This window comes from Streptomyces sp. NPDC059009, assembly GCF_042740175.1.
Taxonomy (GTDB): domain Bacteria; phylum Actinomycetota; class Actinomycetes; order Streptomycetales; family Streptomycetaceae; genus Streptomyces.
The window spans coordinates 101,325-128,216 of the sequence record NZ_JBHYJB010000015.1 but is presented as its reverse complement, the minus strand read 5'-3'; the positions used below and the strand labels follow the sequence as shown (position 1 = coordinate 128,216).

At 71.6% G+C, this 26,892-nt stretch carries 23 protein-coding genes; 11 read left to right on the top strand and 12 right to left on the bottom strand.

The features are described from left to right. Positions 1-23: 23 nt before the first annotated feature. Positions 24-881 (top strand): polysaccharide deacetylase family protein, encoded by an 858-nt coding sequence (locus tag ACFWYM_RS17445; protein ID WP_384837016.1) that lies wholly within the window; start codon positions 24-26, stop codon positions 879-881. Positions 882-954: 73 nt separating this feature from the next. Here the strand turns inward: ACFWYM_RS17445 and ACFWYM_RS17440 are convergent, their stop codons facing one another. Further along, positions 955-1,626, bottom strand: a complete 672-nt coding sequence (locus ACFWYM_RS17440) for a class F sortase (RefSeq protein WP_384837013.1) — start codon at positions 1,624-1,626, stop codon at positions 955-957. Positions 1,627-1,962: 336 nt separating this feature from the next. Here ACFWYM_RS17440 and ACFWYM_RS17435 point away from each other — a divergent pair, with 336 nt between their 5' ends. Then, complete coding sequence (locus ACFWYM_RS17435; RefSeq protein ID WP_384837010.1) at positions 1,963-2,454, top strand: hypothetical protein; 492 nt, start codon at positions 1,963-1,965, stop codon at positions 2,452-2,454. Positions 2,455-2,600: 146 nt separating this feature from the next. Here the strand turns inward: ACFWYM_RS17435 and ACFWYM_RS17430 are convergent, their stop codons facing one another. The 5 genes from ACFWYM_RS17430 to ACFWYM_RS17410 all read right to left on the bottom strand — a co-directional run bounded on the left by ACFWYM_RS17430 (position 2,601) and on the right by ACFWYM_RS17410 (position 6,226). Beyond that, complete coding sequence (locus tag ACFWYM_RS17430) at positions 2,601-3,134, bottom strand: hypothetical protein (protein WP_384837007.1); 534 nt, start codon at positions 3,132-3,134, stop codon at positions 2,601-2,603. Positions 3,135-3,464: 330 nt separating this feature from the next. Next, positions 3,465-4,799 (bottom strand): alpha/beta hydrolase, encoded by a 1,335-nt coding sequence (locus tag ACFWYM_RS17425; protein ID WP_384837004.1) that lies wholly within the window; start codon positions 4,797-4,799, stop codon positions 3,465-3,467. Positions 4,800-5,051: 252 nt separating this feature from the next. After that, positions 5,052-5,276: a hypothetical protein gene (locus ACFWYM_RS17420; protein WP_384837002.1), complete on the bottom strand. Its 225-nt coding sequence runs from the start codon at positions 5,274-5,276 to the stop codon at positions 5,052-5,054. Between the two features lie 41 nt (positions 5,277-5,317). Next, complete coding sequence (locus tag ACFWYM_RS17415) at positions 5,318-6,082, bottom strand: hypothetical protein (RefSeq protein WP_384836999.1); 765 nt, start codon at positions 6,080-6,082, stop codon at positions 5,318-5,320. Between the two features lie 15 nt (positions 6,083-6,097). Next, entirely contained in the window at positions 6,098-6,226 is a 129-nt protein-coding gene (locus ACFWYM_RS17410; RefSeq protein WP_384836997.1) for a hypothetical protein, read from the bottom strand. A 674-nt stretch (positions 6,227-6,900) separates the two neighbouring features. On the opposite strand from ACFWYM_RS17410, the gene ACFWYM_RS17405 reads away from it, so the two are divergent. The 4 genes from ACFWYM_RS17405 (at position 6,901) to ACFWYM_RS17390 (ending at position 11,854) form a co-directional block, all read left to right on the top strand. After that, positions 6,901-7,896, top strand: coding sequence for an SCO0930 family lipoprotein (locus ACFWYM_RS17405; protein ID WP_384836994.1), 996 nt, complete (start codon positions 6,901-6,903; stop codon positions 7,894-7,896). A 208-nt stretch (positions 7,897-8,104) separates the two neighbouring features. Beyond that, the gene (locus tag ACFWYM_RS17400) at positions 8,105-8,917 is read left to right on the top strand and encodes an SAM-dependent methyltransferase (protein WP_384836991.1); all 813 of its coding nucleotides are present in this window, start codon (positions 8,105-8,107) and stop codon (positions 8,915-8,917) included. Continuing rightward, entirely contained in the window at positions 8,914-11,055 is a 2,142-nt protein-coding gene (locus ACFWYM_RS17395) for a putative bifunctional diguanylate cyclase/phosphodiesterase (protein ID WP_384836988.1), read from the top strand. Before ACFWYM_RS17400 ends, ACFWYM_RS17395 begins: the two co-directional genes overlap by 4 nt. 7 nt (positions 11,056-11,062) lie before the next feature. Beyond that, entirely contained in the window at positions 11,063-11,854 is a 792-nt protein-coding gene (locus tag ACFWYM_RS17390) for a VOC family protein (protein ID WP_384836985.1), read from the top strand. 75 nt (positions 11,855-11,929) lie between these two features. On the opposite strand, the gene ACFWYM_RS17385 is transcribed toward ACFWYM_RS17390, so the two are convergent. Further along, on the bottom strand, positions 11,930-12,805 hold the full coding sequence (locus ACFWYM_RS17385; protein ID WP_384836982.1) for a LysR family transcriptional regulator: 876 nt from the start codon (positions 12,803-12,805) through the stop codon (positions 11,930-11,932). Between the two features lie 204 nt (positions 12,806-13,009). Between ACFWYM_RS17385 and ACFWYM_RS17380 the strand changes: the two genes are divergently transcribed. The 5 genes from ACFWYM_RS17380 (at position 13,010) to ACFWYM_RS17360 (ending at position 19,511) form a co-directional block, all read left to right on the top strand. After that, positions 13,010-13,681 carry a succinate dehydrogenase gene (locus ACFWYM_RS17380; RefSeq protein WP_384837149.1) on the top strand — a complete coding sequence of 224 codons (672 nt, stop codon included), beginning with the start codon at positions 13,010-13,012 and terminating at the stop codon, positions 13,679-13,681. A gap of 3 nt (positions 13,682-13,684) precedes the next feature. Next, positions 13,685-15,634, top strand: a complete 1,950-nt coding sequence (locus ACFWYM_RS17375) for a fumarate reductase/succinate dehydrogenase flavoprotein subunit (protein ID WP_384836979.1) — start codon at positions 13,685-13,687, stop codon at positions 15,632-15,634. Then, positions 15,631-16,377, top strand: coding sequence for a succinate dehydrogenase/fumarate reductase iron-sulfur subunit (locus ACFWYM_RS17370; protein ID WP_384836976.1), 747 nt, complete (start codon positions 15,631-15,633; stop codon positions 16,375-16,377). Before ACFWYM_RS17375 ends, ACFWYM_RS17370 begins: the two co-directional genes overlap by 4 nt. Positions 16,378-16,439: 62 nt before the next feature. Beyond that, positions 16,440-17,957 (top strand): acyl-CoA synthetase, encoded by a 1,518-nt coding sequence (locus tag ACFWYM_RS17365; RefSeq protein WP_384836973.1) that lies wholly within the window; start codon positions 16,440-16,442, stop codon positions 17,955-17,957. 318 nt (positions 17,958-18,275) lie between these two features. Next, entirely contained in the window at positions 18,276-19,511 is a 1,236-nt protein-coding gene (locus ACFWYM_RS17360) for a glycosyltransferase family 2 protein (protein ID WP_384836970.1), read from the top strand. On the opposite strand, the gene ACFWYM_RS17355 is transcribed toward ACFWYM_RS17360, so the two are convergent. The 5 genes from ACFWYM_RS17355 to ACFWYM_RS17335 all read right to left on the bottom strand — a co-directional run bounded on the left by ACFWYM_RS17355 (position 19,478) and on the right by ACFWYM_RS17335 (position 26,866). After that, positions 19,478-20,503, bottom strand: a complete 1,026-nt coding sequence (locus tag ACFWYM_RS17355; RefSeq protein WP_384836967.1) for an ABC transporter permease — start codon at positions 20,501-20,503, stop codon at positions 19,478-19,480. The genes ACFWYM_RS17360 and ACFWYM_RS17355 overlap by 34 nt on opposite strands. Continuing rightward, entirely contained in the window at positions 20,500-22,041 is a 1,542-nt protein-coding gene (locus ACFWYM_RS17350) for a sugar ABC transporter ATP-binding protein (protein ID WP_384836964.1), read from the bottom strand. The genes ACFWYM_RS17355 and ACFWYM_RS17350 overlap by 4 nt, the downstream gene beginning before the upstream one ends. Positions 22,042-22,053: 12 nt before the next feature. Beyond that, the gene (locus ACFWYM_RS17345; protein ID WP_384836961.1) at positions 22,054-23,082 is read right to left on the bottom strand and encodes a sugar ABC transporter substrate-binding protein; all 1,029 of its coding nucleotides are present in this window, start codon (positions 23,080-23,082) and stop codon (positions 22,054-22,056) included. A 70-nt stretch (positions 23,083-23,152) separates the two neighbouring features. Continuing rightward, entirely contained in the window at positions 23,153-24,340 is a 1,188-nt protein-coding gene (locus ACFWYM_RS17340; protein ID WP_384836958.1) for a LacI family DNA-binding transcriptional regulator, read from the bottom strand. Positions 24,341-24,511: 171 nt separating this feature from the next. Further along, positions 24,512-26,866 (bottom strand): ATP-binding cassette domain-containing protein, encoded by a 2,355-nt coding sequence (locus ACFWYM_RS17335; RefSeq protein WP_384836955.1) that lies wholly within the window; start codon positions 26,864-26,866, stop codon positions 24,512-24,514. Positions 26,867-26,892 lie beyond the last annotated feature (26 nt).

Here is a 26,892-nt window from a genome sequence, read left to right as displayed (position 1 = left end):
TGCGGCCATGCGAGGGATTAGTCATGAAAAACGATCAGATGCCTCCAAGGCGGCGGGCATTGCTGCGCGGCGCCGTCGTCGTCGGCCTCGCCACGGTGACCGGCTGCGGCGCGGAAGCGGAACGGTCCACCGCTCCCCACCGGGCCGCCGCCACCGGAGCACCCCCCGCGGGACCGCAGGCCGCCCGCGCCGCGAAGCCCGCCCAGCCCTCCGCGTACCGCCTGCAGCCCATGGCCGGATACGGGCCGCCGCGCGCCCTGCCCGCCAAGCTGCGGGTGCGCCGCAAGCCGATCCTGCGCATGGACGGCCGCGGCCGCCCGCTGGTGCTCACCTTCGACGACGGCCCCGACCCCCGCTACACCCCCGACATCCTGCGGACCCTGCGCGAGCACGACGTGCGCGCGATGTTCTTCGTCTGCGGTGAAATGGCCGTCGACAACCAGGACTTGCTCCGCGAGATGCTCGACGACGGGCATGTGATCGGCAACCACACCTGGAGCCATCCGCAGCTGACGCGCATGACCAAGGGCGCGATCCGCGACGAGATCGAGCGGACCTGCGAGGTCATCGAGGACGCCACGGGGGAGCCGCCCGCCTGGTTCCGCGCGCCCTACGGCGCCTGGAACCGCACGGCCTTCCGGATCGGCGCCGAGCTCGGCATGGAGCCGCTGGCGTGGACCGTGGACTCGCTGGACTGGACGGAGCCGGGCACGAGCACGATCATCCGGCGCATCAAGTCCGGCGCCGCGCCCGGTGTGGTGGTGCTCTCGCACGACGCGGGCGGCAACCGTTCGCAGACCGTCGCCGCACTCCGCTCGTACCTGCCCGACCTGCTCGACGAGGGCTACCGGATCACGGTGCCGCGCCGGTACGCGCGGTAGCCGGGGCGCCCGGCAGCAGGAGCGCCCGGCTGCCGGGCCGCCGCTCGGGGCTCGCCCGCCCGGTCGCCGCGCGTCAGCGCACGGCGATCAGGCGGGCGAAGGCGACGACGTTCCCGTCGTATCCGGCCTGCTTGGTGAATCCGCCGCCGCAGGTGATGACCCGCAGTTCGGGGGTCCCGTTGTTCGCGTAGACGCGTTTTCCGGGGAAGTTCTCCTTCTCGAAGACCTCAATTCCGTAGATCTCGAATACGGCGGTCTTCCTGTCCTTGCGGGTTACCTCGACGCGATTTCCCTTCTTGAGCGAACCGAGGCCGTAGAAGACCGCGGGGCCCTGCTGATTGTCGACGTGGCCGACGATGACGGCGGTGCCCTTCTCGCCGGGGGCGACGGCGCCGGTGAACCAGCCCGCGAGATTCGGGTCGTCCGGGGGCGGAGCGTCCACCCAGCCGTCGTCGTCGAGGCCCACGGGCATCACCGGGGCGTCCACCCGGATGCCCTTGATACGGACCCGGTCGGCGGGCGAGAAGGCCAGCGGGGGCGGGGTCTTGGGGTGCGCGGCGTCGCCCGCCCGCTGGTCGGCGGCAGCGGCGGACGCGGGCTGCGGCGGGCCCACGTCGAACTCGCCGGAGCCGTTGCGGATCAGGGCGAGCCCGGTCAGGAGCACGAGCGCCATCGCACCCCAGGGTGCGCGCTTCTTCTGCCTCTCGACGTCTTCGGATTCCTCGGCCGGCTGGGACGAAGGCATTCTCTATCCCCTCTCAACGCGGAATTCAAGGCCGCGTCCGTCGCACATACGAGAACGCTAAGTCGAGCGCGTGCGGCGTGCGAAAGGGCGGGGGCGAACGGGTGGCGGACCGGGCGGCCGTGCGCCATCCGAGGTGACACCCCCAGTAAATTTCTGACGGTCCGTGACCTGCGGCTATGTCGCGTTGTATGGACGCCCTTCGGCGTGTCGTCTCACCAAGACGGCCGATTCCCGAAATGCGGGTCCGCACACGGCATCTGAGGGTCTGTCTGGGAGGCGCTCTCGCCGATCGACCGGGGACCGGTTTCCCCGGGGCGTCTTCCGCGGAGGTTTCACATGCGTACAACTCGTGCCCTCGCGGTCGCCACCGCGGCCGGTGCGGTCGTCGCCCTCGCCGCCCCGGCGGCCTCGGCCTGGACCGACCCCAGCAACATCACGGCCATGCCCAGCGTGATCGCGAGAGGAGGGCAGCTGACGGTCACGGTCGACGGCACCTCGTGCCAGTCCGGCGGCACGGTCGAATCGCCCGCCTTCCCGAAGACGAACCTGACGTCCATCCCCGGCGGCAGCACGTCGAGCGCGACCGCCACCATCCACGAGCACGCCAACCCGGGTGCGTACGACATCACCGCCAACTGCGGCGGCAAGACCCTCACCCGGCCGTCCGCGTTCACCGTCATCCACGGCGGCGTGCGCGGTGGTCTCGGCGGTGCCACCACCTCCGGTGCGACCACCACCGACATGGCGATCGGCGGGGCCCTGGTGGCGGCCGCCGTGGTCGGCGGCGGCGTCTTCTGGATGCGCCGCCGCTCGGAGAACAAGGTCTGATCCGGCGTACGGAACGGGGCGGGCGTGCCCCCTTCCGCGCCCGGCCCGCAGCACGGCAGCACTTCGCCCCCGGGACCTGGAGACGTCCCGGGGGCGAAGGGTGCGGGGAGGCGGGGAGGGCTAGGGCCTGATCCGCCGGACAGGCCCTAGGAGTTGTTCTCGCCGGTGGTGCGGCGGCGGGTCCAGTAGTACGCGGTGCCGAGCGCACCGGCGATGAGTGCTGCGCCGAGGCCGAGTTCCTGGAGGTCGAAGCCGCCGACGCTGCCGCCGACACCGGCCCTGACGCCGCGGCGGACGGGGGTGTTGCCGTCGGGGCGGCCGGTGGCGATGGTGAGGTCGGTGGTGCCCGACTCCCAGTTGCCCGCGGAGTTCTTGCAGCTGAACGTGACCTCGTACATGGCGCCGGGCTTGGCGTCCCAGAAGACGTTGGCGGTCGCGGAGCCCTGGCCCTTGGGGATGCTGACGTCGTCGAAGACGCCGGACGTCGCCTTGGCGTCGCCCTCGCACCCGTCCACGCTGAGCGTGACCTGGCCGCCCGCGGCGATGGTGGTGGGGGAGACGTGGAAGCCGAACGACGTGATGTTGTTGTCGCCCGCGACGGCCGCCGACGCGGTGGGGGCGGAGAGGGCGAGGGTGGTGGCGGTGAGCAGGGTGGCCGCCGCGACGGGTATCGCGCGCATGGTGGTTCCTCCGGGTCCCCGAGGAGCAGCGGGCGGACCTCTTCCGCTCGGGCCTGAAATGCACCTCGATGCCCGAAACGCTAGGGAGGGCACCCCGATCCCGCGATCGCTGTCGTGCGAACGGGGCAATGCGCTGGGCCGGACAGGGGAACGGGCGGGTGTCGCGGCCGGGACGGGGCCCGCCGGTGTGTCAGGGCGGTGGGCCGGTGCGACGGCCGGTGCGAGAGCCGGCCGACGCGGCGTCAGGCATGGCGTCAGGCATGGTGTCGGACGCGTCGTCAGGCGGTGCGTCGGACGTGGCGTCGGACATGGCGTCGGGCGGGGCGTGTCTCAGTCGGTCAGGCCCGTGTGCTTGCCCAGCCAGGGCAGGTTCTTCTCCAGGCCCGGGCGCCACACCTGCCAGCTGTGTCCGCCGGGCAGCTCCATGAGCTCGACCTTCATCTCGGCCTTCTGCGCGGCGGCGTAGACCTTCTTGGCCTGCGGCCCGTACACCGAGTCCTCCTCGCCGGCGACGAAGACGCCCGCGGTGTCGGGGAACTTCTTGCGCGCCATCACGCTCATCGGGTTGACCTTGTCGAAGGCCGCCTCGTTGCCGCCGAAGGCCGCGTTCACGGTCTTCTGGCGGTTGCCGAGCGTGGGCTCGTCCTGGCCGGAGATGTCGACGAAGTTGCCGTAGCGCTGCGGCGCGTTCACCGCCATCTGCAGGGCGCAGGTGCCGCCGTTGGAGAGGCCCGAGATCGCCCACTGGGCGCGGTCGGCCGACGCCTGGAGGTGGGCGGCGGCCCAGGCGGGGACGTCCTCGGCGAGATACGTCTGGACGTTGCCCAGCTTGGAGTCCATGCACAGCGGGTTGTCGAAGGAGGAGCCGAGCGGGTCCACGACCAGGACGATCGGGGCGAGGCCCGCGTGGTCGGCGGCGTAGGAGTCCATCATGTCGGGCAGCTGGCCCGAGGTGATCCAGTCCTGCGGGGCGCCGGGCTGACCGGCCATCAGGACGAGCACGGGCAGCAGCGGCCGCGGCGACGCCTTGTAGGCGGGCGGCAGATAGACGTACGCGTCCCGGGCGCCGAAGTGGGACTTGGTGCCCGGGATCGGGGTCTTGGACACGGTGCCCTTGGCGGGCAGGTCCTTCGGGGCCTTCCACACGTCGGAGATGGCCTTGCCCTTGGGGACGTCGAGGGTCTTCTCCTTGGTGCCGGTCGCGTCCTTGAGGCTGACCGTGCCCTCCGGGCCCAGCATGGTCCGCAGGGTCGGGTAGTTGTCGTAGTGGATGTTGATCTCGGAGCAGCCGAGCACCACCACGAGCGCTCCGGCGACGACCGCGCCCAGGCGGCCGCGCCAGTGCAGCGTCGGCATGCGGAACACGGCGAGGAGCACCCCGAGCAGCGCGACGCCGATCCAGAAGAGGACGTCGGAGGGGAGTTCGTCGGGGAAGGGCTGCCACCAGTCGTCCACGATGAGCTTCACGAGGTACGTCAGGAGCACGGTGAGGACCACCGCGACGGGCAGCCATCGCAGCCACCAGCGGCGGTCGCGCGAGAAGAGCAGCACTGCGAGTCCGGCCGCGCCGAGGATCTCCACGACGAGCGGCACCGCCCCCGTGACCAGTGACCAGTCCAGAGGCCCGGAGGCCAGCGAGGTCGTCCGCTCCACGCGCGTCCCCATCCGTCCGACGGTCTGCGTACCGTGGCGTCCGCACCACGGGTTCGGGGCCGGCCAGCAGGCCGGCCCCGAGGGGAAGTAGGTGAGCGGACCGCTCTACCTTGAGCTACAGCCCCGCGCAGTGGAGCTGGGTGGACTTGAACGCACCATCTGTCCGCTCACAAAAAACCATAGCAATGGGTGTGAATCAGTCAAATCGGACGGATGGCTCGGTGCATGCGGCGAGCGGCTCGGTCACCTGAGACGGTGGCTCGGTCACCTGCGACGGGCGGCGCCCCAAGCGTGCGCTGCCGCCCCGTGCCACTCCACGAGGTGCGGATCGTCCAGGGCGATGTCGGCCTCGCCGAGGCCCGCGCGGCGCAGCACCTCCACCAGCTCGTGGTCCGACCGGGCCGTCCCCGCGTACTGACCGCGCACGGTCACCCGCCGTCCGCCGTCGGGATCCGGGGAGTGCACCACGATGGGTGTCTGCCAGGGCATGTCACCAGAGTGCGCCGAGCCGGGGCCCGGCGCACCCGGCGTCAGCCCCCGGCGCCCGGGAACAGGGTCAGGAACGGCTCGGCGGTGGCCGAGATGCCCCGGCTGTACGGGGCGTCGAAGTCCCAGATCAGGAAGAGCAGGAAAGCGATCAGGGCGGAGAACAGGCCCGCGAGGACCAGCTCGCGCGGGGTGCGGCGGATCTGCAGCGCGAAGACCATTCCGACCGTGACTACGCCCCCGGCGATCAGCCCGAACCACACGACGCCCGGCATGGTGGCGCCCGCGCTGTCCCCCCGGTCGCCGCGGGCCCGGTCCGCCGCGGCCGCCTGGTCGAGCAGCGGCTGGTACGCCTGCGCCGCCAGGTCCGAGCGCGGCGCGTAGTCGGCGAGGTCGTGGCGGACGCGGTCCAGGAGCTGCTGGCCCCGGCCGGTGAGCTCGCCCCGCTCGGTCAGGGTGTCCCACTCGGTCGTCACCACGTGCCCGACGTACGCATCCACGTCCGCGCGCACGCGGTCCCGTTCGTCGGCGGGGTAGACGCGGACCCGCTCGGAGATCTCGTGCAGTGCCTGGGCCTCGGCGCGGACGTGGTCCTCCGCGGCGCCGCGCGCCTCCCAGACGCCCGCGATCGCGAGGCCGAGCACGATCGCGTACACCACGCCGATCATCATCGTCATGTACTCGATGACGTCGGGTGTCTCCGTGGGGTCCTCGTCCGCGCGGACCGTGCGGTGCCGCAGGAGCGTGATGACGAGGACCACGGAGCAGGCCGCCGCCATCGCGAGGGTGAGAACAAGCCATTCCGACAAGGGTTCCTCCAGCGGTCAGCGTGGGCGCAGGGCGGCGACGGCGAGCACCGCGGGCGCGGTGATCAGCAGGGTCAGGGAGACCAGTGACGGGCCGTCGCGGACGGGTGCCGGGCGAGGTGGTGCGTGGTAGGCGGGGTAGTGCACCGGGGCGGGTGCGGGGGCGCGGCGAACGGGCCTGCCGGGGTGGGGAGTTGGGGGTGTGGAACGCGGGGGTGCGGGCGGTGCGCCCTGTGTGACCTGCGGGGATGTTGGGGGAGTCGGGGAACGTGGCCGGTATGTGGGTGTGGGCTCGGGCGTCGGCGGTACGGGGGCGCGGGGGGCCGTCGTGGGGCGGTGGGTCGGGCGAGGGGACGGGGCGTGGGTCGGGTGCCGCGTCGGTCGGTGGCTGGGGCCCGCCGAGCACGACGGGCCGTCGCCCGCGACCGCCACGGCGCCGGTTGACCCCGCATCGTCGGGATTCGCACCGCTGTGGCCCGGTCCGTCCCGGCTGACCGAGGCGTACGAGCAGTCGTCGGCGGGGGCGGCGGACGCCGGGCCGGCGCCGCCGAACATCAGGGCGAGACCCGCGAGCGCCAACAGCCGCGAGCGGCAGGCGCGTTGGGTCCTCGAAGATCCATGCACGAGGGGGATCATGTGACAAGCGCCGCCCGAGTACGCCGGTAGCCGCCCCTGATTGCCCCGAACGTGGGTACGGAGGGCGGGAGTTGACCCGAGAATCTTGAGATCCCGTTGAACGGGGCGGCCGTCGGCACCCGTACCTAGGGCCATGTGTGACGCATCCGGCGCCACACCACCCAGGAGAACAACGGGAGTCAGAGATGCAGCGCTTTTCCGGGAGTTCCCTCCGGGCACGGCGGAATGCCTCGCTCGTGGCAGCAGCTGCCGCCCTGCTGGCGCTGACGACGGCGTGCGGCCAGGACAAGGGCGACGCGTCCCCCAAGGGCCAGTCCGTGGGCAATGCGAACCCGGCGAAGGGCGGCGACTACGGCGGTGGGGACGGCTACGGCGACTCCGGCGACTCCGGCGACGGATACGGCTCGGGCTCCGGCGCGGCGAAGGGCGGTGCCGCGGCCAAGTCCGCAGGTCAACTCGCCGTGTGGGACAGCAAGAAGCTGGGCCGGGTGGTCACCGACAGCGGCGGCTTCACCCTCTACCGCTTCGACAAGGACACCGCCCAGCCCCCCGCCTCCACTTGCTCCGGCGACTGCGCGAAGACCTGGCCCCCGGTCCTCGCCGAAGGGGCCGTCGCGGCGCCCGGCGTCGACAAGTCGCTCCTCGGCTCGGTCACCCGGTCCGACGGCACCAGGCAACTGACCCTCGACGGCTGGCCGATGTACCGGTACGCCATGGATGCCAAGCCCGGCGACGCCAAGGGTCAAGGCGTGGGCGGGACATGGTTCGCCTCCGCGCCCGACGGCAAGAAGGCGGCCCCCGCCAAGGCCGAGCCCGCCGACCCCGCCGGGCTCTCCACCCGCAAGGACCCCAAGCTCGGCACGATCGTCGTCGACAAGAACGGCATGACCGTCTACCGCTTCACCAAGGACTCCGCCTGGCCCATCAAGTCCGCCTGCGTGGGCGCCTGCGCCGAGAAGTGGCCCGCCGTCGCCCCCGTGCCCAGGAGCGACACCCAAGGCATCAAGAAGAAGGGCTACATGACCTACACCCGGCCCGACGGCGGCAAGCAGCAGACCATCAACTGCTGGCCCCTGTACACCTTTTCCGGTGACGCCAAGCCCGGCGACACCAACGGCCAGGGCGTAGGCGGCACTTGGTACGCGGCGGGGCCGGACGGCAAGCCCGTGGGCAAGAAGTGACGACAGGGGTCACGCGCAGGCGGTAAGGAAGGAGTGTCCGGCGGGATCCGGAGTGATGTGATCCGTACCGGCCGTCCGTTTTCGGCACTTGCCAAAGGCAGTGACCGAGAACGGACGGCCAATTTCCGTTTTGGCTCGCTCCGCTGGCGGACGATCAGTAGCCTCAGCTCGAACACCGGCTCGCCTACGCCTACGTCTTGGAGAATCGATGGTGCGTCCTGCCTGGGCCCCGCAGGGCATCGACATCACCAGCCCCAGCGTGTCCCGCATGCACGACTACTACCTGGGCGGCTCCCACAACTTCGAGGTGGACCGGGCGGCGGCCCGGCGGGTCATGGAGTTCATGCCGGGACTCCCCAAGGTCATGCAGGCGCACCGGGCGTTCATGCGCCGGGCCGTGCGCCACGCCGTGGCCGAGGGCGTCACCCAGTTCCTCGACATCGGGGCCGGAATCCCCACCTTCGGCTCGGTGCACGAGATCGCGCGGGAGGCCGCTCCCGAGGCCCGCGTCGTCTACGTCGACCACGACCCGGTGGCCGTCGCGCACAGCCGCGAGGTCCTCGAGGACGACGAACAATCCGGAATCGTTGCCGCCGATCTGCGTAAACCCCAGGACATCCTGGGAAGTTCTGAAGTAGACGCTCTACTTGACCTGGACCGGCCGGTCGCTCTGCTCCTCGTCGCCGTCCTGCACTTCGTGGAGGACGCGTACGATCCTTACGCCGCGGTTGCCGAACTGCGGGACGCCCTCGCGCCCGGCAGCCTCATCGCCCTGACACACGCCTCGTACGAAGGAATTCCCATCCCCCAGGAGCAGGCAGGAAAAGCAGTCGACGTCTACCGAGACATCCGCAATCCGCTGATCATGCGCTCGCGCGAGGAGATCGCGCGGTTCTTCGAGGGATACGACATGGTGGAACCCGGGCTCGTGCCGATGCCGCAGTGGCGGCCCGACACCGCTCCCCAGGAGGAGGATCCTTATGCCTTCTCCGGTTACGCAGGTGTGGGGCGCGCGGCATGAACCGGGAGCCGGACGGGCCGGAGGACAGACTGCGCAGGTTCGCGACGATCTGGAGCCGGGCGATCTACCCGGTGACCGCGACGTCGCTGACCCGCCCCGAGTTCGAGCAGCAACTGGTGCCGCTCGCACGGCGGTTGAGCGACGCGCTGCACGACGCGTCCATCAACACGGCGACGGCTGAGGGACAGGGCGTCGGCGCCGCGCTCATCGGCACGCACTGCACCGACCCGGAGGCACTCAGCCGCAGCCTCGACTGCGTGGACGCCTACCTCGTCCTGTATTGCGGCGGCGACGGCGACCAGGAGGAGCTGCGCGCCCGCAGTGCGCGGCTCCAGCACGCCATGGCCGCGGGCTTCGCGGGGGCGCTGCGCGAGCGCACCCTCGCCGAGCAGGAGGCCATATCCCGCGCTGCGCTCTCCGCCCGCAGCGCCGTCGCCGAGGCCCTGCACGCGAGCGAGGCCCGCTTCCGCGCGGTCTTCCACGGCGCCGCGATCGGCATCGGCATCGCCGACCTGGACGGCACGGTCCTCGAGGTCAACGACGCGCTCGTGGGGATGTTCGGCGGCCTGGAGCACCAGCTGCGCGGCCGCAACGTCCTCACCTGGACGCACCCCGACGACTCGCCGCACGTCTGGCGCCTGTACGAGGAACTGGTGCGCGGCGAGCGCGAGCACTACCGCGTGGAGAAAGCCTTCTACCGGCCCGACGGCACCGTCCTGTGGACCAACCTGACCGTCTCGCTGCTCCGCGACGCCGACGGGCTTCCGCAGTACCAGCTGGCGCTCATGGAGGACACCACCGAGCGGCGGCTGCTCAACCTCCGCCTCCGCTACGAGGCCACGCACGACGCGCTCACCGGGCTGCCCAACCGGACGCTGTTCTTCGAGCGCCTGGAGAAGGCCCTCGCGGCCGGCCAGGACGCCCGGTTCGGGCTCTGCTACCTCGATCTCGACGGCTTCAAGACCATCAACGACAGCCTCGGGCACGCGGCCGGTGACCGGCTCCTGGTGGAGGTCGCGGACCGTCTCCAGTCCTGCGCCACCGCCCCCGGCGAGATGGTCGCCCGGCTCGGCGGCGACGAGTTCGTGGCGCTGACCACCGGGCCCGACACCGAGACCGAGGTGGACGAGCTCGCCGGGCGCATCATGAACGCCCTGACCACGCCGATCCGTGTCGACGGCCGTGAGCTGACCGTGCGCGGCAGCATCGGCATAGTGGAGGGACCGGCCGGTGAGCGGGGCGCGGCCGAGGTGCTGCGCAGCGCCGACATCACCATGTACCGCGCCAAGTCCGCGGGCGGCAACCGCTACGAGCTCGCCGACCCCGAGGCCGACGCCCGTGCGATCACGCGGCACGGCCTGACCACGGCGCTGCCCGCCGCCCTGGAGCGCGGCGAGTTCTTCATCGAGTACCAGCCCCTGGTACGCCTCGGTGACGGCAGCGTGCGCGGTGCCGAGGCGCTCGTGCGGTGGCTGCACCCGCAGCACGGTGTGATCGGCCCGGACCGGTTCATCCCGCTCGCCGAGCACACCGGTCTGATCGTGCCGCTCGGCCGCTGGGTCCTGGAGGAGTCCGTGCGCCAGGCCCGCACCTGGGAGGCCCGGCACGCCGACGCGGGCCCGCTGCGCGTCAATGTGAACCTCTCGCCGTGCCAGCTCACCCACCCCGGTCTGGTCTCCGACACCGTGGAGATCCTGGAGCGCAACGGCCTGGAGCCCGGCGCCCTGTGCCTGGAGGTCACCGAGTCCGCGCTCATCGGCGCCGACGACGACCTGCTCAAACCGCTGCGCAGGCTCGCCGAGATGGGCGTGGACATCGCCCTCGACGACTTCGGCACCGGCTACTCGAACCTCGCCAACCTGCGCCGCCTGCCCGTGAGCGTCCTCAAGCTGGACCGCTCCTTCACCCAGGGCATGCAGCACTACCCGGCCGACCCCACGGACCTGAAGATCGTCGAGGGGATCGTCTCGCTCGCCCACAGCCTGGACCTCGCGGTCACGGTCGAGGGCGTCGAGACGGGCGCACAGGCCGACCAGCTGCGGGAGTTGGGCTGCGACACGGCCCAGGGCTGGTACTACGCCCGCCCGGGCCCGCCGGACCGGCTCCACCAGCTGGCGCTCGTGGACGCCACGGGATGAGGGAGTCATGGACGGTGAGCACGCCATGAGCCGTGGCATCCGCTGGGTGTACGCGTTCGTCGACCGCCCCGTCGCGGGCTTCGCGCGGGCGGTCGACTTCTGGTCGGCGGTCACGGACACGGAGCGCTCCGAACTCCGCGGCGAATGGGGCCAGTTCACGACGCTCCTGCCGCACGCCGCGGGCGCCGACGCCTTCGTGAAGGCCCAGGCGGTGGAGGGCGCGGGCGGGGCGCACCTGGACTTCGCGGTGGACGACGTGGCCGCCGCGGCGCGCCGGGCCCGCGAGCTGGGGGCCACTCCCGTGTTCGCGGAGGAGGGCCTGGAGGTGCTGCGCTCACCCGCCGGGCACGGGTTCTGCCTGGTCCCGTGGGAGAGCGAGAAGACCCGGCCTGCTCCGGTGACGGGTCCGGCCGGCGACCGGAGCCGCCTCGACCAGGTGTGCGTGGACGCGGCCCCGTCGCGCTTCGAGGCGGAGGTGTCCTTCTGGTCGGCGTTCACCGGCTGGGAATCGGTGCCGGGTTCGAGGCCCGAATTCCACGTCGTCCGGTCCCCGGCAGAGCTTCCCGTACAGATCCTGGTGCAGCGGCTGGAGGAGGAGGGGCCCGTCAACGCCCATGTGGACGTGGCGTGTTCGGACCGCGAGGCGTGTCGCCGGTGGCATGAGGAACTGGGGGCGAGCTCGGTGGCGGAGGGGGCGCACTGGATCGTGATGAGGGACCCGGCGGGTGGCGTGTACTGCCTGACGGGGCGGCAGCCGGACTCGGGGCAGCGCGGGAATGTCAGCCCGTCCGGCGCTTGAGGACGAGCCGCGGAGCGGCGACGTGGGGTTCCGGGGGTGGAGCCCCCGTGAGGTCAGCTCACCGAGAGGGTGCCCCTAACGGGACCGCAACAACTTCTGCAGCTCCCGCGCAGCGCGAGGCGGCGCCACGTCACTGCGGTGCGCCAGCGCGATGGTCCGGTGCAGCCCGGGGCGCCCCAGCGGAGCGACCCGCAAGTCGCTGCCCGCCCGCTCGGCCACCATGCGCGGGACGACGGCGACACCGAGCCCTGCTCGTACGAAACCGAGGACCGCGTCCATCTCCCCGCCCTCCACGGCGAATTCGGGCTCGAAACCCTCGGCGCGGCATGCGGCGACGGTCAGTTCGCGCAGGTCGTAGCCGTGCCGGAACATCACGAGGCGCTCGCCCTCCAGGTCGGCCACCCGCACCCGCTTGCCGAGGGGCGGCGCGTCCGCAGACGCCACCACGACCAGGTCCTCGCGCAGCAGCTCCACCGTCGTCAGGGCCGGGGACGGGCTCGGCAGGGGCAGTACGACGAGGGCCAGGTCCAGGGCGCCGCGCGCGAGTTGACGTACGAGATCGTGGGAACCGCCCTCCTCCAGGAGGAGTTGGATGCCGGGGTGGCGGTCGTGGAAGGAGCGCAGCACCTCGGGCAGCAGACCCGTGCAGACGCTCGGGGTCGCGCCCAGGCGGATGCGGCCCCGGCGCAGCTGGGCCAGCTCCTGCACCTCGATGCGGGCGGTGTCGGCGTCCGCGAGGATGCGGCGGGCCAGCGGGAGGAGGGCCTCGCCCGCGTCGGTGAGCGCGATGTTGCCGCGGGCCCGGCTGAACAGCTCCGCGCCCAGCTCGCTCTCCAGGGCCCGGACCTGCTGGGAGAGGGAGGGCTGCGAGACGTGCACCTGCTCGGCGGCGCGGGTGAAGTGCCGGGTCTCGGCGACGGCGACGAAGTAGAGGAGCTGCTGGAACTGCATGAACGCCAGGGTACGTCGGTCGATAGGCGTTCGCTATTGAGATGAGCTGATCCATGTCTTGGACCGATCGGGACTTTCGGCCGTAGCGTTCCTGGCATGGCTCTGGCAACGCGGACGGACAAACCGGCGGACGCACGTCCGAAACCCGGTACCGGGAAGACGGGCAAGGGGGCGGGCGGCGGCCGGCCGGGCAGGCAGCCGTCCCTGATGCGCGTCCTGTGGGACTCCACCATCGGCAAGAAGACCGTCATGGCGGTGAGCGGCCTGATGATGCTGGCCTTCCTCGTGGCGCACATGGTCGGGAACCTCAAGATCTTCTTCGGCCCGGGGGAGTTCAACCACTACGCGCGCTGGCTGCGCACCATCGGCGAGCCGGTCATGCACTACGAGTGGACGCTCTGGGTGCTGCGCGCCGGGCTCGTCCTCGCCGTCGTGGCGCACGCCGTCTCCGCGTACCAGCTGAGCCGCCGCGACATCAAGGCCCGCCCGACGCAGTACGTACACAAGAAGGCCGCGGCGAGCTTCGCGACGCGCACCATGCGCTGGGGCGGCGTCATCCTCGGCCTCTTCATCGTCTGGCACATCCTCGACCTGACGACGGGCACGGTGCACCCGGACGGATACCAGCACCTGCACCCGTACCAGAATGTGATCGACACCTTCTCCACCTGGTACGGCAACGTCATCTACATCATCGCGATGCTCGCGCTCGGCCTCCACGTCCGGCACGGCCTGTGGGCCGCCGCGCAGACCCTCGGAGCCGGCACCGCGACCCGCAACCGCGTCCTCAAGCCCCTTGCAAACGGCGTCGCCCTGGTGCTGACGGCGGGCTTCGTCATCGTCCCCGTGGCCGTCATGACCGGAGTGGTGAGCTGACCCATGAGTTCCTACGTCGAGTACACGAGCGGCGAGCCCGTCGTCGACCACAAGGCCCCGAGCGGCCCGGTCGCCGAGCGCTGGGACACCCGCCGCTTCCAGGCGAAGCTGGTCAACCCCGCCAACCGCCGCAAGCACACCGTCATCGTGGTCGGCACCGGCCTCGCGGGCGGCAGCGCGGGCGCGACGCTCGCCGAACAGGGCTACCACGTCGTGCAGTTCTGCTACCAGGACTCGCCGCGCCGCGCCCACTCCATCGCCGCGCAGGGCGGCATCAACGCCGCCAAGAACTACCGGAACGACGGGGATTCCATCCACCGGCTGTTCTACGACACCGTGAAGGGCGGGGACTTCAGGGCCCGCGAGTCCAACGTCCACCGGCTCGCACAGATCTCCGTCGAGATCATCGACCAGTGCGTGGCGCAGGGCGTGCCCTTCGCGCGCGAGTACGGCGGACTGCTGGACACCCGGTCCTTCGGCGGCGTCCAGGTGTCGCGCACCTTCTACGCGCGCGGGCAGACGGGACAGCAGCTGCTCCTCGGCGCCTACCAGGCCCTCTCGCGGCAGATCGCCGCCGGGAACGTGGAGATGCACCCCCGTACGGAGATGCTGGACGTCATCGTCGTCGAGGGACGCGCGCGGGGCATCGTCGCCCGCGACCTGGTGACGGGCAAGATCGACACGTACTTCGCGGACGCGGTCGTGCTCGCCTCCGGGGGCTACGGCAACGTCTTCTACCTGTCGACGAACGCCATGAACTCCAACGCCACCGCGGTGTGGCGCGCCCACCGGCGCGGCGCCTACTTCGCCAACCCCTGCTTCACGCAGATCCACCCCACCTGCATCCCGCGCACCGGCGACCACCAGTCGAAGCTGACCCTGATGAGCGAGTCGCTGCGCAACGACGGCCGGATCTGGGTGCCCAAGGCCAAGGGCGACACCCGGCCCGCGGGCGAGATCCCCGAGGACGAGCGCGACTACTACCTGGAGCGCATCTACCCGTCCTTCGGCAACCTGGTCCCTCGCGACATCGCCTCGCGCGCCGCGAAGAACGTGTGCGACGAGGGGCGCGGCGTCGGACCCGGCGGGCAGGGCGTCTACCTCGACTTCGCCGACGCCGTCCGGCGCATGGGCCGCGACAAGGTCGAGGAGAAGTACGGCAACCTCTTCGACATGTACGAGCGGATCACCGCGGAGAACCCGTACGAGGTGCCGATGCGGATCTACCCCGCCGTGCACTACACGATGGGCGGCCTCTGGGTCGACTACGACCTGCAGACCACCATCCCCGGCCTGTTCGCCATCGGAGAGGCCAACTTCTCCGACCACGGCGCCAACCGGCTGGGAGCGTCCGCGCTCATGCAGGGCCTCGCCGACGGCTACTTCGTACTGCCGTCCACCATCAACGACTACCTGGCCCGCCACCCCCATCAGGACGCGGTGGACGACGAACACCCCGTCGTGCGCGAGGTGCTGGCCGAGACCGAGGACCGGCTGCAACTGCTCCTCGCCGTCGACGGCGACCGCACGCCGGACTCCTTCCACCGCGAACTGGGCGAGCTCATGTGGGAGTTCTGCGGCATGGCCCGCACCGACGCGGGGCTGCGCAAGGCCCTGGAGCGGATCCCGCAGATCCGCGAGGAGTTCTGGCGCCGCATCAAGGTCCCCGGCGTGGGCGAGGAGTTCAACCAGTCGCTGGAGAAGGCCAACCGGATCGTCGACTACCTGGAGCTCGCCGAGCTCATGTGCCTCGATGCCCTGCACCGCGCCGAGTCCTGCGGCGGCCACTTCCGCGAGGAGTCCCAGACGCCGGACGGCGAAGCGGCCCGCAAGGACGACGAGTTCGGCTACGCGGCCGCCTGGGAGTTCACCGAGACCGGCGATGCCCCGGTCCTTCATAAAGAAGACCTCGTCTTCGAGTACGTCCACCCCACTCAGCGGAGCTACGCATGAAGCTCACCCTGCGCGTCTGGCGACAGCGCACCACCGAGGCGGAAGGCGCCATGTCCACGTACGAAGTGGACGGCATCTCCTCCGACATGTCCTTCCTGGAGATGCTCGACACGCTCAATGAAGAGCTCATCGTCAAGGGTGAGGACCCCGTCGCCTTCGACCACGACTGCCGCGAAGGCATCTGCGGCGCCTGCTCGTTGGTGATCAACGGCGACGCCCACGGACCCGAGCGCACCACCACCTGCCAGCTCCACATGCGCTCCTTCCAGGACGGCGACACGATCGACATCGAGCCGTGGCGGGCCGCCGCCTTCCCGGTCATCAAGGACCTGGTCGTCGATCGCTCGGCCTTCGACCGGATCATCCAGTCCGGCGGCTACATCAGCGCCCCGACGGGCGCCGCGCCCGAGGCGCACGCCACACCCGTGCCGAAGCCGGACGCGGACTTCGCCTTCGAGCACGCCGAGTGCATCGGCTGCGGCGCCTGCGTCGCGGCCTGCCCCAACGGCTCGGCCATGCTGTTCACTTCGGCCAAGGTCAACCACCTGAACGTGCTGCCGCAGGGCGCACCCGAGCGCGAGACCCGCGTCCTCGACATGGTGGCGCAGATGGACGAGGAGGGCTTCGGCGGCTGCACGCTCACCGGCGAGTGCGCGACGGCCTGCCCGAAGGGGATCCCGCTGCCGTCCATCGCGGCGATGAACAAGGAGTGGCTGCGGGCCACGCGGAAGGTCGGCCGGTAGCCAGGGGGCCGGGGCCGTACGCACTCTGACGTGGCGTCACATCCTAGGTGTACGGTCCCGCCATGTATCCCGGAGCGTACGACCCCGCCACCCCGGCCGTCGTCACCGCCGACGGCGGCCGGACCCTCACCTACGGACACCTCGAAGAGAACTCCCTGCGGCTCGCGGACCATCTGCGGGCCGCGGGGCTGCGCAGGGGCGACCACCTCGCCCTCCTCTCCGACAACCACCCCCGGGTCATGGAGGTCTACTGGGCGGCGCTGCGCTCGGGCCTCTACCTCACGGCCGTCAACCACCACCTGACCGCCGACGAGGCCGCGTACATCGTCCGGGACTGCGGCGCCGACGCCCTGGTCTACTCGGGCTCGCTCGGTGAACTCGCCTCCCGTGTACAGGAGGTGGCGCCCGTCGCGGAACGCCTCTGCTTCGACGACGGGACCTATGACGCGGCCCTGGCCGCCGCGTCCGCGGAACCTCCGGCGCACCAGCCGCTCGGCGCCGACATGCTGTACTCCTCCGGCACCACCGGCCGCCCCAAGGGCATCAAGCCGAAGCTGCCCGACGGCGACGTGCGCGAGCAACCGACCGCGTACACCCCCCTGTTCAAGGCGATGTACGGCTTCGACGAGGAGACCGTCTACCTCTGCCCCGCACCCCTCTACCACGCGGCGCCGCTGCGCTTCTGCGGGACGGTCACCGCGACCGGCGGGACCGTCGTGCTCATGGACTCCTTCGAGGCGGCGGGCGCCCTCGCCGCGATCGAGCGGCACCGCGTGACGCACAGCCAGTGGGTGCCGACCATGTTCGTACGGATGCTGAAGCTGCCCGACGCCGTGCGGGCGCGGCACGACCTGGCGTCGATGCGGGTGGCCATCCACGCGGCCGCGCCCTGCGCCGCCGAGGTCAAGCAGCGGATGATGGAGTGGTGGGGGCCGATCCTGTACGAGTACTACTCCTCGACCGAAGGCAACGGGATCACCTTCATCGACCCGGACGAATGGCTGCGCAAGCCCGGCTCGGTGGGGCGCGCCGGGCTCCTCGGTGAGCTGCACGTCTGCGACGAGGACGGCAAGGAACTGGCCGTCGGCGAGACGGGCACGGTCTACTTCGAGCGCGAGGAACTCCCGTTCCGCTACCACGGCGACGAGGACCGCACCCGGCAGGCCCAGCACCCCGACCACCCCAACTGGACCACGACCGGCGACATCGGCCACGTCGACGAGGACGGCTACCTCTTCCTCACCGACCGCAGGGCCTTCACGATCATCTCGGGCGGCGTGAACGTCTATCCGCAGGAGGCCGAGGACTGCCTCGTGCTGCACCCCGCGGTGGCGGACGTCGCGGTGATCGGGGTGCCGGACCCGGAGCTGGGGGAGGCGGTCAAGGCGGTGGTGCGCGTCGAGGACGGCGTGGCCGCGGGCCCCGAGCTGGGGCGTGAGCTGATCGAGTTCGTGCGCGGGAGGATCGCGCACTACAAGGCGCCGCGGTCGGTGGACTTCGCGGCGGAGCTGCCGCGCACGCCGACGGGCAAGCTGGCCAAGTCGGCGCTGCGGCGGGCCTATTGGGAGGATTGTGGCTGACCGTCGCAGGTCGCCGCTGACCGCTGTTGACCGCAGCAGGCCGCAGCAGGCCGCAGCAGGCCGCAGCAGGCCGCAGCTGACCGCCGCTGATTCCGCGACCTCGCTGCCTGCACTGATGCCGAGTTATCCACAGGAATGTCCGGCTCCGGATGTCGCGTGCCCGATTCCTCTAGCGTGATCTGTCGATGGATCACGGGGAGGGCGGGATGCACGGAGGACTGCCGTTCATCGGCATCAGCACGCTGGTCTACGGCGTGGTGGGACTGATCGTGCTCGGGGTGGGCGCGGTGCGGAAGATCGGGGGAGTTCGGTATGGGTATGGGCGCGGGGACAGGGCTGAAGCTGGGCGTGGGCGCGGGGTCGGCGCTGAAGCTTGGCGCGGGCGCGGCGGGGGATTCCGGTACGGGCGGTCGGCGCGGCGTCACGGTCATCGTGCCCGCGCACAACGAGGAGGAGGGGCTCCCGGCGACCCTCGCCTCGCTCGCGCGGCAGACGGTCGCGCCGGCCCGCGTGTTCGTGGTCGATGACGCCTCCACCGACCGCACGGGAGAGGTGGCCGCGGCGTACGGGGCGACGGTGCTGCAGCCACCGGCGAACCTCGGCAGCAAGGCCCGAGCACAGAACTACGCCCTGCCGCACTGCACCACGGAGCTGGTGCTCGCGGTCGACGCCGACACGGTCCTGGCGGAGGACTACATCGAGCGCGTCGTGCCGGTCTTCGACGACCCGGAGGTGGTCGTCGCGGCGGGCAACGTCCAGACGCGGCACACCCGGACGGTCTGGGAGCGGGGCCGGTCCGTGGAGTACCTGTTCGGCTTTCACTGGCACCGGCCCATCCAGCACGCGGCCGGGAGCCCGCTGGTGTGCTCGGGCTGCTGCTCGGTGTTCCGCCGCGCGGACCTGGTGGCCTTCGGAGGCTTTCCCGAGCGCACCATCGTCGAGGACATGGACTTCACCTGGTCCCAGCAGCTCGCGGGCCGCCGGGCGCTCTACGTCAGCGACGCGGTGGCCTGGGCGGCGGACCCCGAGACGCTGACCTATCTGCGCAAGCAGGTGTGGCGGTGGATGGCGGGCTTCTGCCAGAACGTGCGGCTGCACCTGGGCCGTTCGCTCACGGCCAAGCCGATGCTGGCGCTGTGGATCCTGCTGGCCCTCGTCGAGATCGTCACGGCGCCGCTGTGGTGGGCCACGCCCTTCCTGCTCGCGGCCACCACCGAGCGGACCCTGGGCGGGAGCCTCGCCTGGTGGGCGGGGGCGGAGATGCTGCTGACCGCACCACCGCTCGTGTACGCGGCCCGCCGCCGCAGGCTGTCCCTGGTCGGCGTCCTGGCCAACATCCCCTGTGTGTACGCCACCAAGGCCGTCAACCTCTACTACGCGTGGAAGGCGCTGGTCGTCGAGCTCGCCCTGGTGCCGCTCGGGGTGTCGCAGGGGCTGCGGGTGTACGAGAAGGGGCGCCCGGCCGGGCCCACGGGGGCTGTCGGAGCCGTCGGCTGCGCCGGGCCGGGCCTGGTGGGCGGTCAGCCGAGCCGGGCGGCGAGGAGGTCACGGTAATGGTCCACCACCACCGCCACCATGATCACGCCACCGGTGATCATCTGACGCTGGAAGTCCGAAACCCCCATCAGGAGAAGGCCGTTGGTGAGCACGCCGAGCAGACAGGCGCCGAGCAGCGTGCCGATCATCGAGCCCTTGCCGCCGGACAGGGACGCCCCGCCGATCACCACGGCCGCGATCGCGCTCAGCTCGTAGCCGCCGCCCAGGATCGGCGAGGCGATGTTCAGGCGCGCCATGTAGGTGATCGCGGCGATGCCGACGGCGAAGCCCGCGATGACGAACACGGCGACCTTCACGACGGAGGTGCGGTGTCCGGAGAGCCGCACCGCCTCCTCGTTCGAGCCGATCGCGAAGACGAGCCGCCCGAACACGGTCCGGGTGAGCACCAGATGGCCCACCGCGACCATCACCAGCGCGATCCAGAACAGGGCGGGCACACCGAGCAGCGTCGACGTGCCGAAGCGGCTGAAGCCGCTCGGGAAGTCGTACTGCGTCTTGGCGTCCGTGTAGTCGAGGGCGGCGCCGCGGGCGACATTGAGCATGCCGAGCGTGACGATGAACGACGGCACGCGCCAGGTCTCCGAGACGAAGCCGTTGATGAGGCCGCAGACCATGCCGACCCCCACCGACACCAGGACGGCGAGCACCACCGCCACCGGCGCCGACAGGTCCTTCTTCGTGAGGACGTCGCCCGCCACCACGGCGGACAGCGCCATCACCGAGCCCACCGACAGATCGATGCCGCCGACCAGGATGACGAAGGTCAGACCGACCGCGAGCATCGTGTTGAGGGTGATCTCGGTGGCGATGTGGGTGAGGTTGCCCGTCGTCGCGAACTTGGGCGCGGCCAGGGTGAACACGGCCACCAGGGCGAGCAGCGCGACCCCGATCCCGGCCTCGCCCATCGCCTGCCGGGTGAGGGACGCGGCGGTGCCCCTCTCCTCGGGGTCCTTGGGTTCCTTGAGTTCCAGGGCGGGGGTGGAGGTCATGCGCGAACTCCTTTCACATAGCCGGAGTAGGCGAGGCGCAGGATGCGGGAGCTGTCGAAGTCGGCGCGGCCCACCTCGCCCGCGATCCGGCCGCGGGAGAACACGAGGATCCGGTCGCAGATCCCCATGAGCTCGGACAGGTCCGAGGAGACGACCAGGAGCGCCTTGCCGTCCGCGGCGAGGTCGACCAACTCCTTGTGGATCTCGTAGCGGGCGCCCACGTCGATGCCGCGCGTCGGCTCGTCGACCACGAGGACGTCCGTGCCCGCGAGCAGCCACCGGCCGAGGACGACCTTCTGCTGGTTGCCGCCGGACAGGGTGCGAACCGCCGTGCGCACGCCGGGAGTTCGCACGCCGAGCCGCTCCACCGCCTCGCGGGCGAGCCGGTCCTCCTCGCCCCGGCGCAGCAGCCCGCCCCGGGACACCTTGCGGGTGGCGGCGAGCGACACGTTCGCGCCCACCGACAGGTCGAGGACGAGGCCCTGTCCCTTGCGGTCCTCCGTGAGCAGGCTGATGCCGTGGCGCACGGCGTCGCGCGGGCCACGGACCCGCACCGGTCGGCCGCGCACCAGGACCCGGCCGCCCGCCGGACGGTCGGCGCCGAACAGCGCCCGCACGGTCTCGGTGCGCCCCGAGCCCACCAGGCCCGCCACGCCCACGACCTCACCGGCCCGCAGCGCGAACGACACGGGGGCGCCGCCGCGCGGCCGCAGCCCCTCGGCGCGGAGCAGCTCCGGCCCGGGGACGCGCTCCACGTACGGCGGGTACTCCTGCGCCAGGTCGCGGCCGACCATCAGACGGATCACCTCGGCCGTGTCCGTGCCCGCGACGTCCTTGGTGACCACTTGGCGGCCGTTGCGGAACACCGTCATGCGGTCGGCCAGTTCGAAGACCTCTTCAAGGTGGTGAGAGATGTACAGGACCGCGGTGCCGCGCGCGGTGAGCGCGCGCAGCAGCTCGAAGAGCCTCTCCTTCTCGCGCGGGGTGAGCGTGGCGGTCGGCTCGTCCATCACCAGGACGCGGCAGTCCTGCCGCAGGGTCCTGGCGATCTCCAGGAGCTGCATCTGGGCGATGCCGAGCCGCTCCACCTTCGTCTGCGGCCGGGTCTCCAGGCCGACCTCGGCGAGCAGCCGCTCGGTCTCGCGGTGGAGGGTGCGCCGGTCGACGAACCAGCCGAAGCGGCGCGGCAGATGCTGCAGGAAGAGGTTCTCGGCGACGGTCAGGTGCGGCAGGAGGTTGAGTTCCTGGTGGACGACCTGCACTCCGGCACGCATGGCGGCCGCCGCGTCGCGGGGCGCGTACGGCTCGCCGCCCAGGCGCAGCGACCCGGCGTCGGCTGCCTGGGTGCCCGCGAGGATCTTGACGAGGGTCGACTTGCCCGCGCCGTTCTCGCCGAGCAGGGCGTGCACCTCGCCGGGGACGAGATCCAGGTGGACCCCGTCGAGGGCGACGACGCCGGGGAACGCCTTGGAGACGCCCGCCACTCGGAGGACGGGCTGCCGCTCGGAGGTCACGGCGGGTTCCGGCTGTGAGGTCATGGCGGGCCTCCGTCAGCCCAGGTCGTCGGCGGTGACGACCTTCACGTCGGTCTTCACCCAGCCCGTCGGCTCGTCGCCCTTGACCGCCTTCATGGCCTGGTCGATGCCGTCGGCGGCCTGCTTCGCCGCGTACTGGTCGACCGTCGCGACGACCCGGCCCTTCTGCACGTACGGCCTGATCGCCTCGATGTTGTCGAACGACGCGACCTTCACGTCCGCCTTCTTGGCGTCGATGGCCTTGAGCGCACCGAGCGCCATCGAGTCGTTCGAGGCGAGGACGCCCTTGATGCCGGGGTGGGAGGTGAGCATGTTGCTGACGATGTTGTACGCCTCGTCGGTCTCCCAGTGGGCCGTCTTGGAATCGACGAGCTTCAGCCCTCCGGCCTTGACCGAGGCGCGGAACCCTGCGGTGCGGTCGCGGGCGTTGTCGGCCCCCGGGCTGCCCTCCAGGAGCACCACCGAGGCGCCCTTGCCGAGCTTCTTGGCGAGGACGTCGCCGGAGAGGCGGGCGCCCGCCTTGTTGTCGGGGCCGACGAAGGGCACCTTCATGTCGTTGGACTTGAGCGCCCCGTCGTCGAGCTTCACGTCGATGTTGATGACCTTCAGGCCCTGCTTCTCGGCGCGCTTGAGGGGTGCCACCAGGGCGCGGGAGTCGGCGGGCGCGATGACGAGGGCGTCGGCCTGTTGGGTGACGCACTTGTTGATGGCGGCGACCTGGCCGTCGATGTCGGTCTCGTTCTGGATGCCGCTGGTCTTCAGGTCGAGGTCGCCGCGCTCCTTCGCGTGCTTCTCGGCGCCCTTCTGCATGACCTGGAAGTACTCATTGCCCAGGGACTTCATCACCAGGCAGACGGTGGGCCGGCCGCCGTCGCCCGGCTTGTCGGCGGCCGCGCCGTCGCCTTCCTGGCCGCACGCGGTCAGGACCGTCGCGGCGCCGAGGACGAGAGCGAGGGAGGAGAGGAGGGCGCGTGAGGGGACGGGAGCGCGTGAGGGGAGGGGAGCGGGCGAGGGAACGGGAGCGGGAACGGTCGTGCGCTTCATCGCGTACTGCCTTCCGGTCGGGTGTTCGCTGCTGCGTGGGTGCGTCGGCGGGCGTACGGGCGGCCCGCGCTCAGTCGGGGCAACTCCTTTCGGGGGTGCTCTTCGTGGAAGCGTCCGCAGAGGTGTCGGCGGGTACGCCGCCCGCCGGGTCGGGGCAGCCGCAGGAGCCGCGTTCGAGCAGCGTCACCGGCAGCACGTCCCGGGTCGGAGCCAGGTCCGGCTGCCGGACACGGGCCAGCAGCCGCCGCACCGCGAGCCGCCCGAGCTCCTCGAAGGGCTGACGCATCGTGGACAGCGCAGGGCTCGTGTAGGCGGCGGCCGCGATGCCGTCGAAGGAGACGATCGCCAGGTCGTCCGGGACCCGGATGCCCAGCTCCGTCGCCGCCCGCATCACCCCCGCGGCCTGCAGGTCCGAGGTCACGAACAGGGCGTCCAGGCGCCGGTCCCGGTCCAGCAGCGCGAGCCCCGTGCGGTAGCCGGCGAGACGGCCGAACGAGCAGTGCACGAGGGGGACTTCGCCCCGACGGCCCACAGTCCCGTCGCTGCTCCCGCTGCTCCCGTTGTTCTCCCTGCTCCTGCCGCCCCCGCTGCCGTCCCCGCCATCTCCCGCGTCTGCGCCGTCCTCTCCGGGCGTGAAGCCCGCCTCGGTGAGCGCCGTGCGCCAGCCGGCCACACGGTCCACGGTCGGCCGGATCCCGACGGGCCCGGCCACACAGCCGATCCTTCGCCGCCCGTGCCCGAGCAGGTGGCGCACTGCTTCCTGCGCGCCCCGTGCGTTGTCGACCAGGACGTGCGAGGTGTCCACCCCGTCCAGCTCCCGGTCGAGGACCAGGCAGGCCACCCCGGAGCGGGCCAGCTCGGCGCGCCAGGGCCGGTCCCCGTGGGAGGGGATGAGCACGAGGCCGTCGACCTGGCGGTCCACGAAGGTGCGCAGGTACCCGGCCTCGCGACCGGCGTCGTCCACGCTGTTGCCGACGAGCAGCGTGTAACCGGCCGCCCAGGCGTGGTCCTCCAACGCGCGCGCCAGCTCCGCGAAGAAGGGGTTCGCGGCGTCCGGCACGACCAGGCCGAGCGTCATCGTGTGGCTCATCCGCAGCGAGCGGGCCACCGCGTTGGGCCGGTAGTCGAGTTCCCGTACGGCGGCGAGGACCCGCTCCCGGGTGGCCGGGGCGACGGATCGCGGACCGTTGTTGAGCACGTAGCTGACGACCGAGGGCGAGGTGCCCGCGAGCCGTGCCACGTCCTGCCGAGTTGCCATGCCGGGCTCCCGTGGTCGGTGGGCCGGGATGTGCGGGGCGAGGGTGAACTCCTGGCGTATCAACACGAGTTGGCAACTCGTGTTGATGCAGGATTATGGGAAGGAGGAGGTGCGACCACAAGGGGGCGATCCGGCCCTCGGTGGCGGCCTTCGCCCGGCGGGCGGGCCCGGCTAGCGGCCCAGCGCCCGTGCGAGGTACGGCGCCGTCCTGCTCCCCGCGGCCGAGGCCACCTCGGCCGGGGGGCCCGACGCCACGATCCGGCCGCCCGCGTCGCCGCCGCCGGGGCCCAGATCGATCACCCAGTCCGCGGCCGCGACCACCGCCATGTCGTGTTCGACCACCACGACCGAGTGGCCCGCGTCGACCAGGCCCTGCAGCTGGCGCATCAGGACCTCGACGTCGGCCGGGTGCAGGCCCGTCGTCGGCTCGTCCAGGAGGTACAGGGTGTGACCGCGGCGCAGCCGCTGCAGTTCGCTCGCCAGCTTGATGCGCTGGGCCTCGCCGCCGGAGAGCTCCGTCGCGGGCTGGCCGAGCCGCAGGTAGCCGAGGCCCACGTCCAGGAGCGTGCGCAGGCTCCGCTCCACGGCCGGGGTGCCCGCGTCGGCGAAGAACTCCGCGGCGGTCTCGACGGTCAGGTCCAGGACCTGCGCGATGTTCCGTCCGTGGTAGGTGACTTCGAGGGTCTCGGGGTTGTAGCGGGCCCCGGCGCAGTCCGGGCACGGCGCGTACGTGCTGGGCAGGAAGAGCAGCTCCACGCTGACGAAGCCCTCGCCCTGGCAGGTCTCGCAGCGGCCGCCCGCGACGTTGAAGGAGAACCGGCCGACGCCGTAGCCGCGGGCGCGCGCCGTGTCCGTGTCCGCGAAGGCCCTGCGCACCACGTCGAAGAGGCCGGTGTAGGTGGCCAGGTTGGAGCGCGGGGTACGGCCGATCGGCTTCTGGTCGACGCAGACCAGGCGGCCCACGCCGTCCAGTTCCTCGGTGATCTCACCGATCAGGGTCGACTTGCCGGAGCCGGACACCCCGGTGACGGCCGTGAAGGCGCCGAGGGGGAACTCCGCGCCGACCTCGCGGAGGTTGTGCCGGGTCACCGGGCCGACCTTCAACCAGCCGCGGGGCGCGCGGACTTCACGTACGGGAGGGGGAGCGTCATGGAAGAGGAAGCGGGCCGTCGCCGAGTCCGCGACGGCGGCACTGTCGGCGAGTGCCTCCACGGGCCCGCTGTGCAGGACCTGCCCGCCGTGCTCCCCGGCGTGCGGCCCGACGTCGACGAGCCAGTCGGCGTGCCGGACGACGTCGAGGTGGTGCTCCACGACGAAGACGGAGTTGCCCGCGGCCTTCAGCCGGTCGAGGACCGTGAGCAGGGCCTCGGTGTCGGCGGGGTGGAGCCCGGCCGAGGGCTCGTCCAGGACGTAGACGACGCCGAAGAGGCCGGAGCGCAGCTGCGTCGCCAGGCGCAGCCGTTGCAGTTCGCCCGCCGAGAGTGTGGGGGTCGGGCGGTCCGGGGACAGATAGCCGAGGCCGAGCTCGGTGATGGTGGCGATGCGCGCGAGCAGGTCCCCGGTGAGGACGCGCGCGGTCTCGGAGGTGTCAACTCCCTTGAGGGCGGCGGCCAGTTCGGCGAGGGGGAGCGCGGCGAGCTCGGCGATCGTGCGGCCCGCGAACGTGACGGCGAGCGACTCGGGCCGCAGCCTGCTCCCGCCGCACGCCGGGCACGGCTCGCTCTGCAGGAAGCGCTCCGCCTTGGCGCGCAGCGTCTGGCTCTTGGAGTCCGCGAAGGTCTTCATGACATAGCGGCGGGCGCTCATATAGGTGCCCTGGTACGGGCGTTGGATGCGGCCCGCGTCCCGGACCGGGTGCACCGTGACCACCGGCTGCTCGTCGGTGAACAGGATCCAGTCGCGGTCGGCCTGGGCCAGCTCCCGCCACGGCCGGTCGACGTCGTGGCCGAGGGTGTCCAGGACGTCGCGGAGGTTCTTGCCCTGCCAGGCGCCCGGCCAGGCCGCGATGGCGCCGTCCCGGATGGAGAGGGACGGATCGGGGACGAGCAGTGCCTCCGTGGTGCGGTGGACGCGGCCGAGGCCGTGGCACTCCGGGCAGGCCCCGGCCGCCGTGTTCGGCGAGAAGGCGTCCGAGTCCAGGCGCTCCGCGCCCGGCGGATAGCTGCCCGCGCGGGAGAACAGCATCCGCAGGGAATTGGAGAGGGTGGTGACCGTGCCGACCGAGGAGCGCGAGGTGGGCGCCGAGCGGCTCTGCTGGAGCGAGACCGCGGGCGGCAGCCCGGTGATCTCTCCGACCTTGGGTGCCCCCACCTGATGGATGAGGCGGCGGGCGTAGGGGGCGACGGACTCGAAGTAGCGCCGCTGCGCCTCCGCGTACAAGGTGCCGAAGGCCAGGCTCGACTTGCCCGAGCCGGAGACGCCGGTGAACACGGCGAGGACGTCGCGCGGGATGTCCACGTCGACGCCCCGGAGGTTGTGCTCGCGGGCGCCCCGGACGCGTACGAAGGGATCGTGGGGGTGGGACATGGGACGGACTCCGTACGCGGGCGGGG

Bases quoted from the DNA above. Each gene is read 5' to 3' on its own strand.
- ACFWYM_RS17355 (WP_384836967.1), bottom strand. From the start codon at position 20,503: ATGACCTCCACCCCCGCCCTGGAACTCAAGGAACCCAAGGACCCCGAG.
- ACFWYM_RS17335 (WP_384836955.1), bottom strand. From the start codon at position 26,866: ATGTCCCACCCCCACGATCCCTTCGTACGCGTCCGGGGCGCCCGCGAG.
- ACFWYM_RS17400 (WP_384836991.1), top strand. From the start codon at position 8,105: ATGGTGCGTCCTGCCTGGGCCCCGCAGGGCATCGACATCACCAGCCCC.
- ACFWYM_RS17370 (WP_384836976.1), top strand. From the start codon at position 15,631: ATGAAGCTCACCCTGCGCGTCTGGCGACAGCGCACCACCGAGGCGGAA.
- ACFWYM_RS17375 (WP_384836979.1), top strand. From the start codon at position 13,685: ATGAGTTCCTACGTCGAGTACACGAGCGGCGAGCCCGTCGTCGACCAC.
- ACFWYM_RS17430 (WP_384837007.1), bottom strand. From the start codon at position 3,134: ATGCGCGCGATACCCGTCGCGGCGGCCACCCTGCTCACCGCCACCACC.
- ACFWYM_RS17345 (WP_384836961.1), bottom strand. From the start codon at position 23,082: ATGAAGCGCACGACCGTTCCCGCTCCCGTTCCCTCGCCCGCTCCCCTC.
- ACFWYM_RS17340 (WP_384836958.1), bottom strand. From the start codon at position 24,340: ATGGCAACTCGGCAGGACGTGGCACGGCTCGCGGGCACCTCGCCCTCG.
- ACFWYM_RS17385 (WP_384836982.1), bottom strand. From the start codon at position 12,805: ATGCAGTTCCAGCAGCTCCTCTACTTCGTCGCCGTCGCCGAGACCCGG.
- ACFWYM_RS17445 (WP_384837016.1), top strand. From the start codon at position 24: ATGAAAAACGATCAGATGCCTCCAAGGCGGCGGGCATTGCTGCGCGGC.
- ACFWYM_RS17440 (WP_384837013.1), bottom strand. From the start codon at position 1,626: ATGCCTTCGTCCCAGCCGGCCGAGGAATCCGAAGACGTCGAGAGGCAG.
- ACFWYM_RS17350 (WP_384836964.1), bottom strand. From the start codon at position 22,041: ATGACCTCACAGCCGGAACCCGCCGTGACCTCCGAGCGGCAGCCCGTC.
- ACFWYM_RS17420 (WP_384837002.1), bottom strand. From the start codon at position 5,276: ATGCCCTGGCAGACACCCATCGTGGTGCACTCCCCGGATCCCGACGGC.
- ACFWYM_RS17395 (WP_384836988.1), top strand. From the start codon at position 8,914: ATGAACCGGGAGCCGGACGGGCCGGAGGACAGACTGCGCAGGTTCGCG.
- ACFWYM_RS17425 (WP_384837004.1), bottom strand. From the start codon at position 4,799: ATGGGGACGCGCGTGGAGCGGACGACCTCGCTGGCCTCCGGGCCTCTG.
- ACFWYM_RS17435 (WP_384837010.1), top strand. From the start codon at position 1,963: ATGCGTACAACTCGTGCCCTCGCGGTCGCCACCGCGGCCGGTGCGGTC.
- ACFWYM_RS17360 (WP_384836970.1), top strand. From the start codon at position 18,276: ATGGGCGCGGGGACAGGGCTGAAGCTGGGCGTGGGCGCGGGGTCGGCG.
- ACFWYM_RS17390 (WP_384836985.1), top strand. From the start codon at position 11,063: ATGGACGGTGAGCACGCCATGAGCCGTGGCATCCGCTGGGTGTACGCG.
- ACFWYM_RS17365 (WP_384836973.1), top strand. From the start codon at position 16,440: ATGTATCCCGGAGCGTACGACCCCGCCACCCCGGCCGTCGTCACCGCC.
- ACFWYM_RS17405 (WP_384836994.1), top strand. From the start codon at position 6,901: ATGCAGCGCTTTTCCGGGAGTTCCCTCCGGGCACGGCGGAATGCCTCG.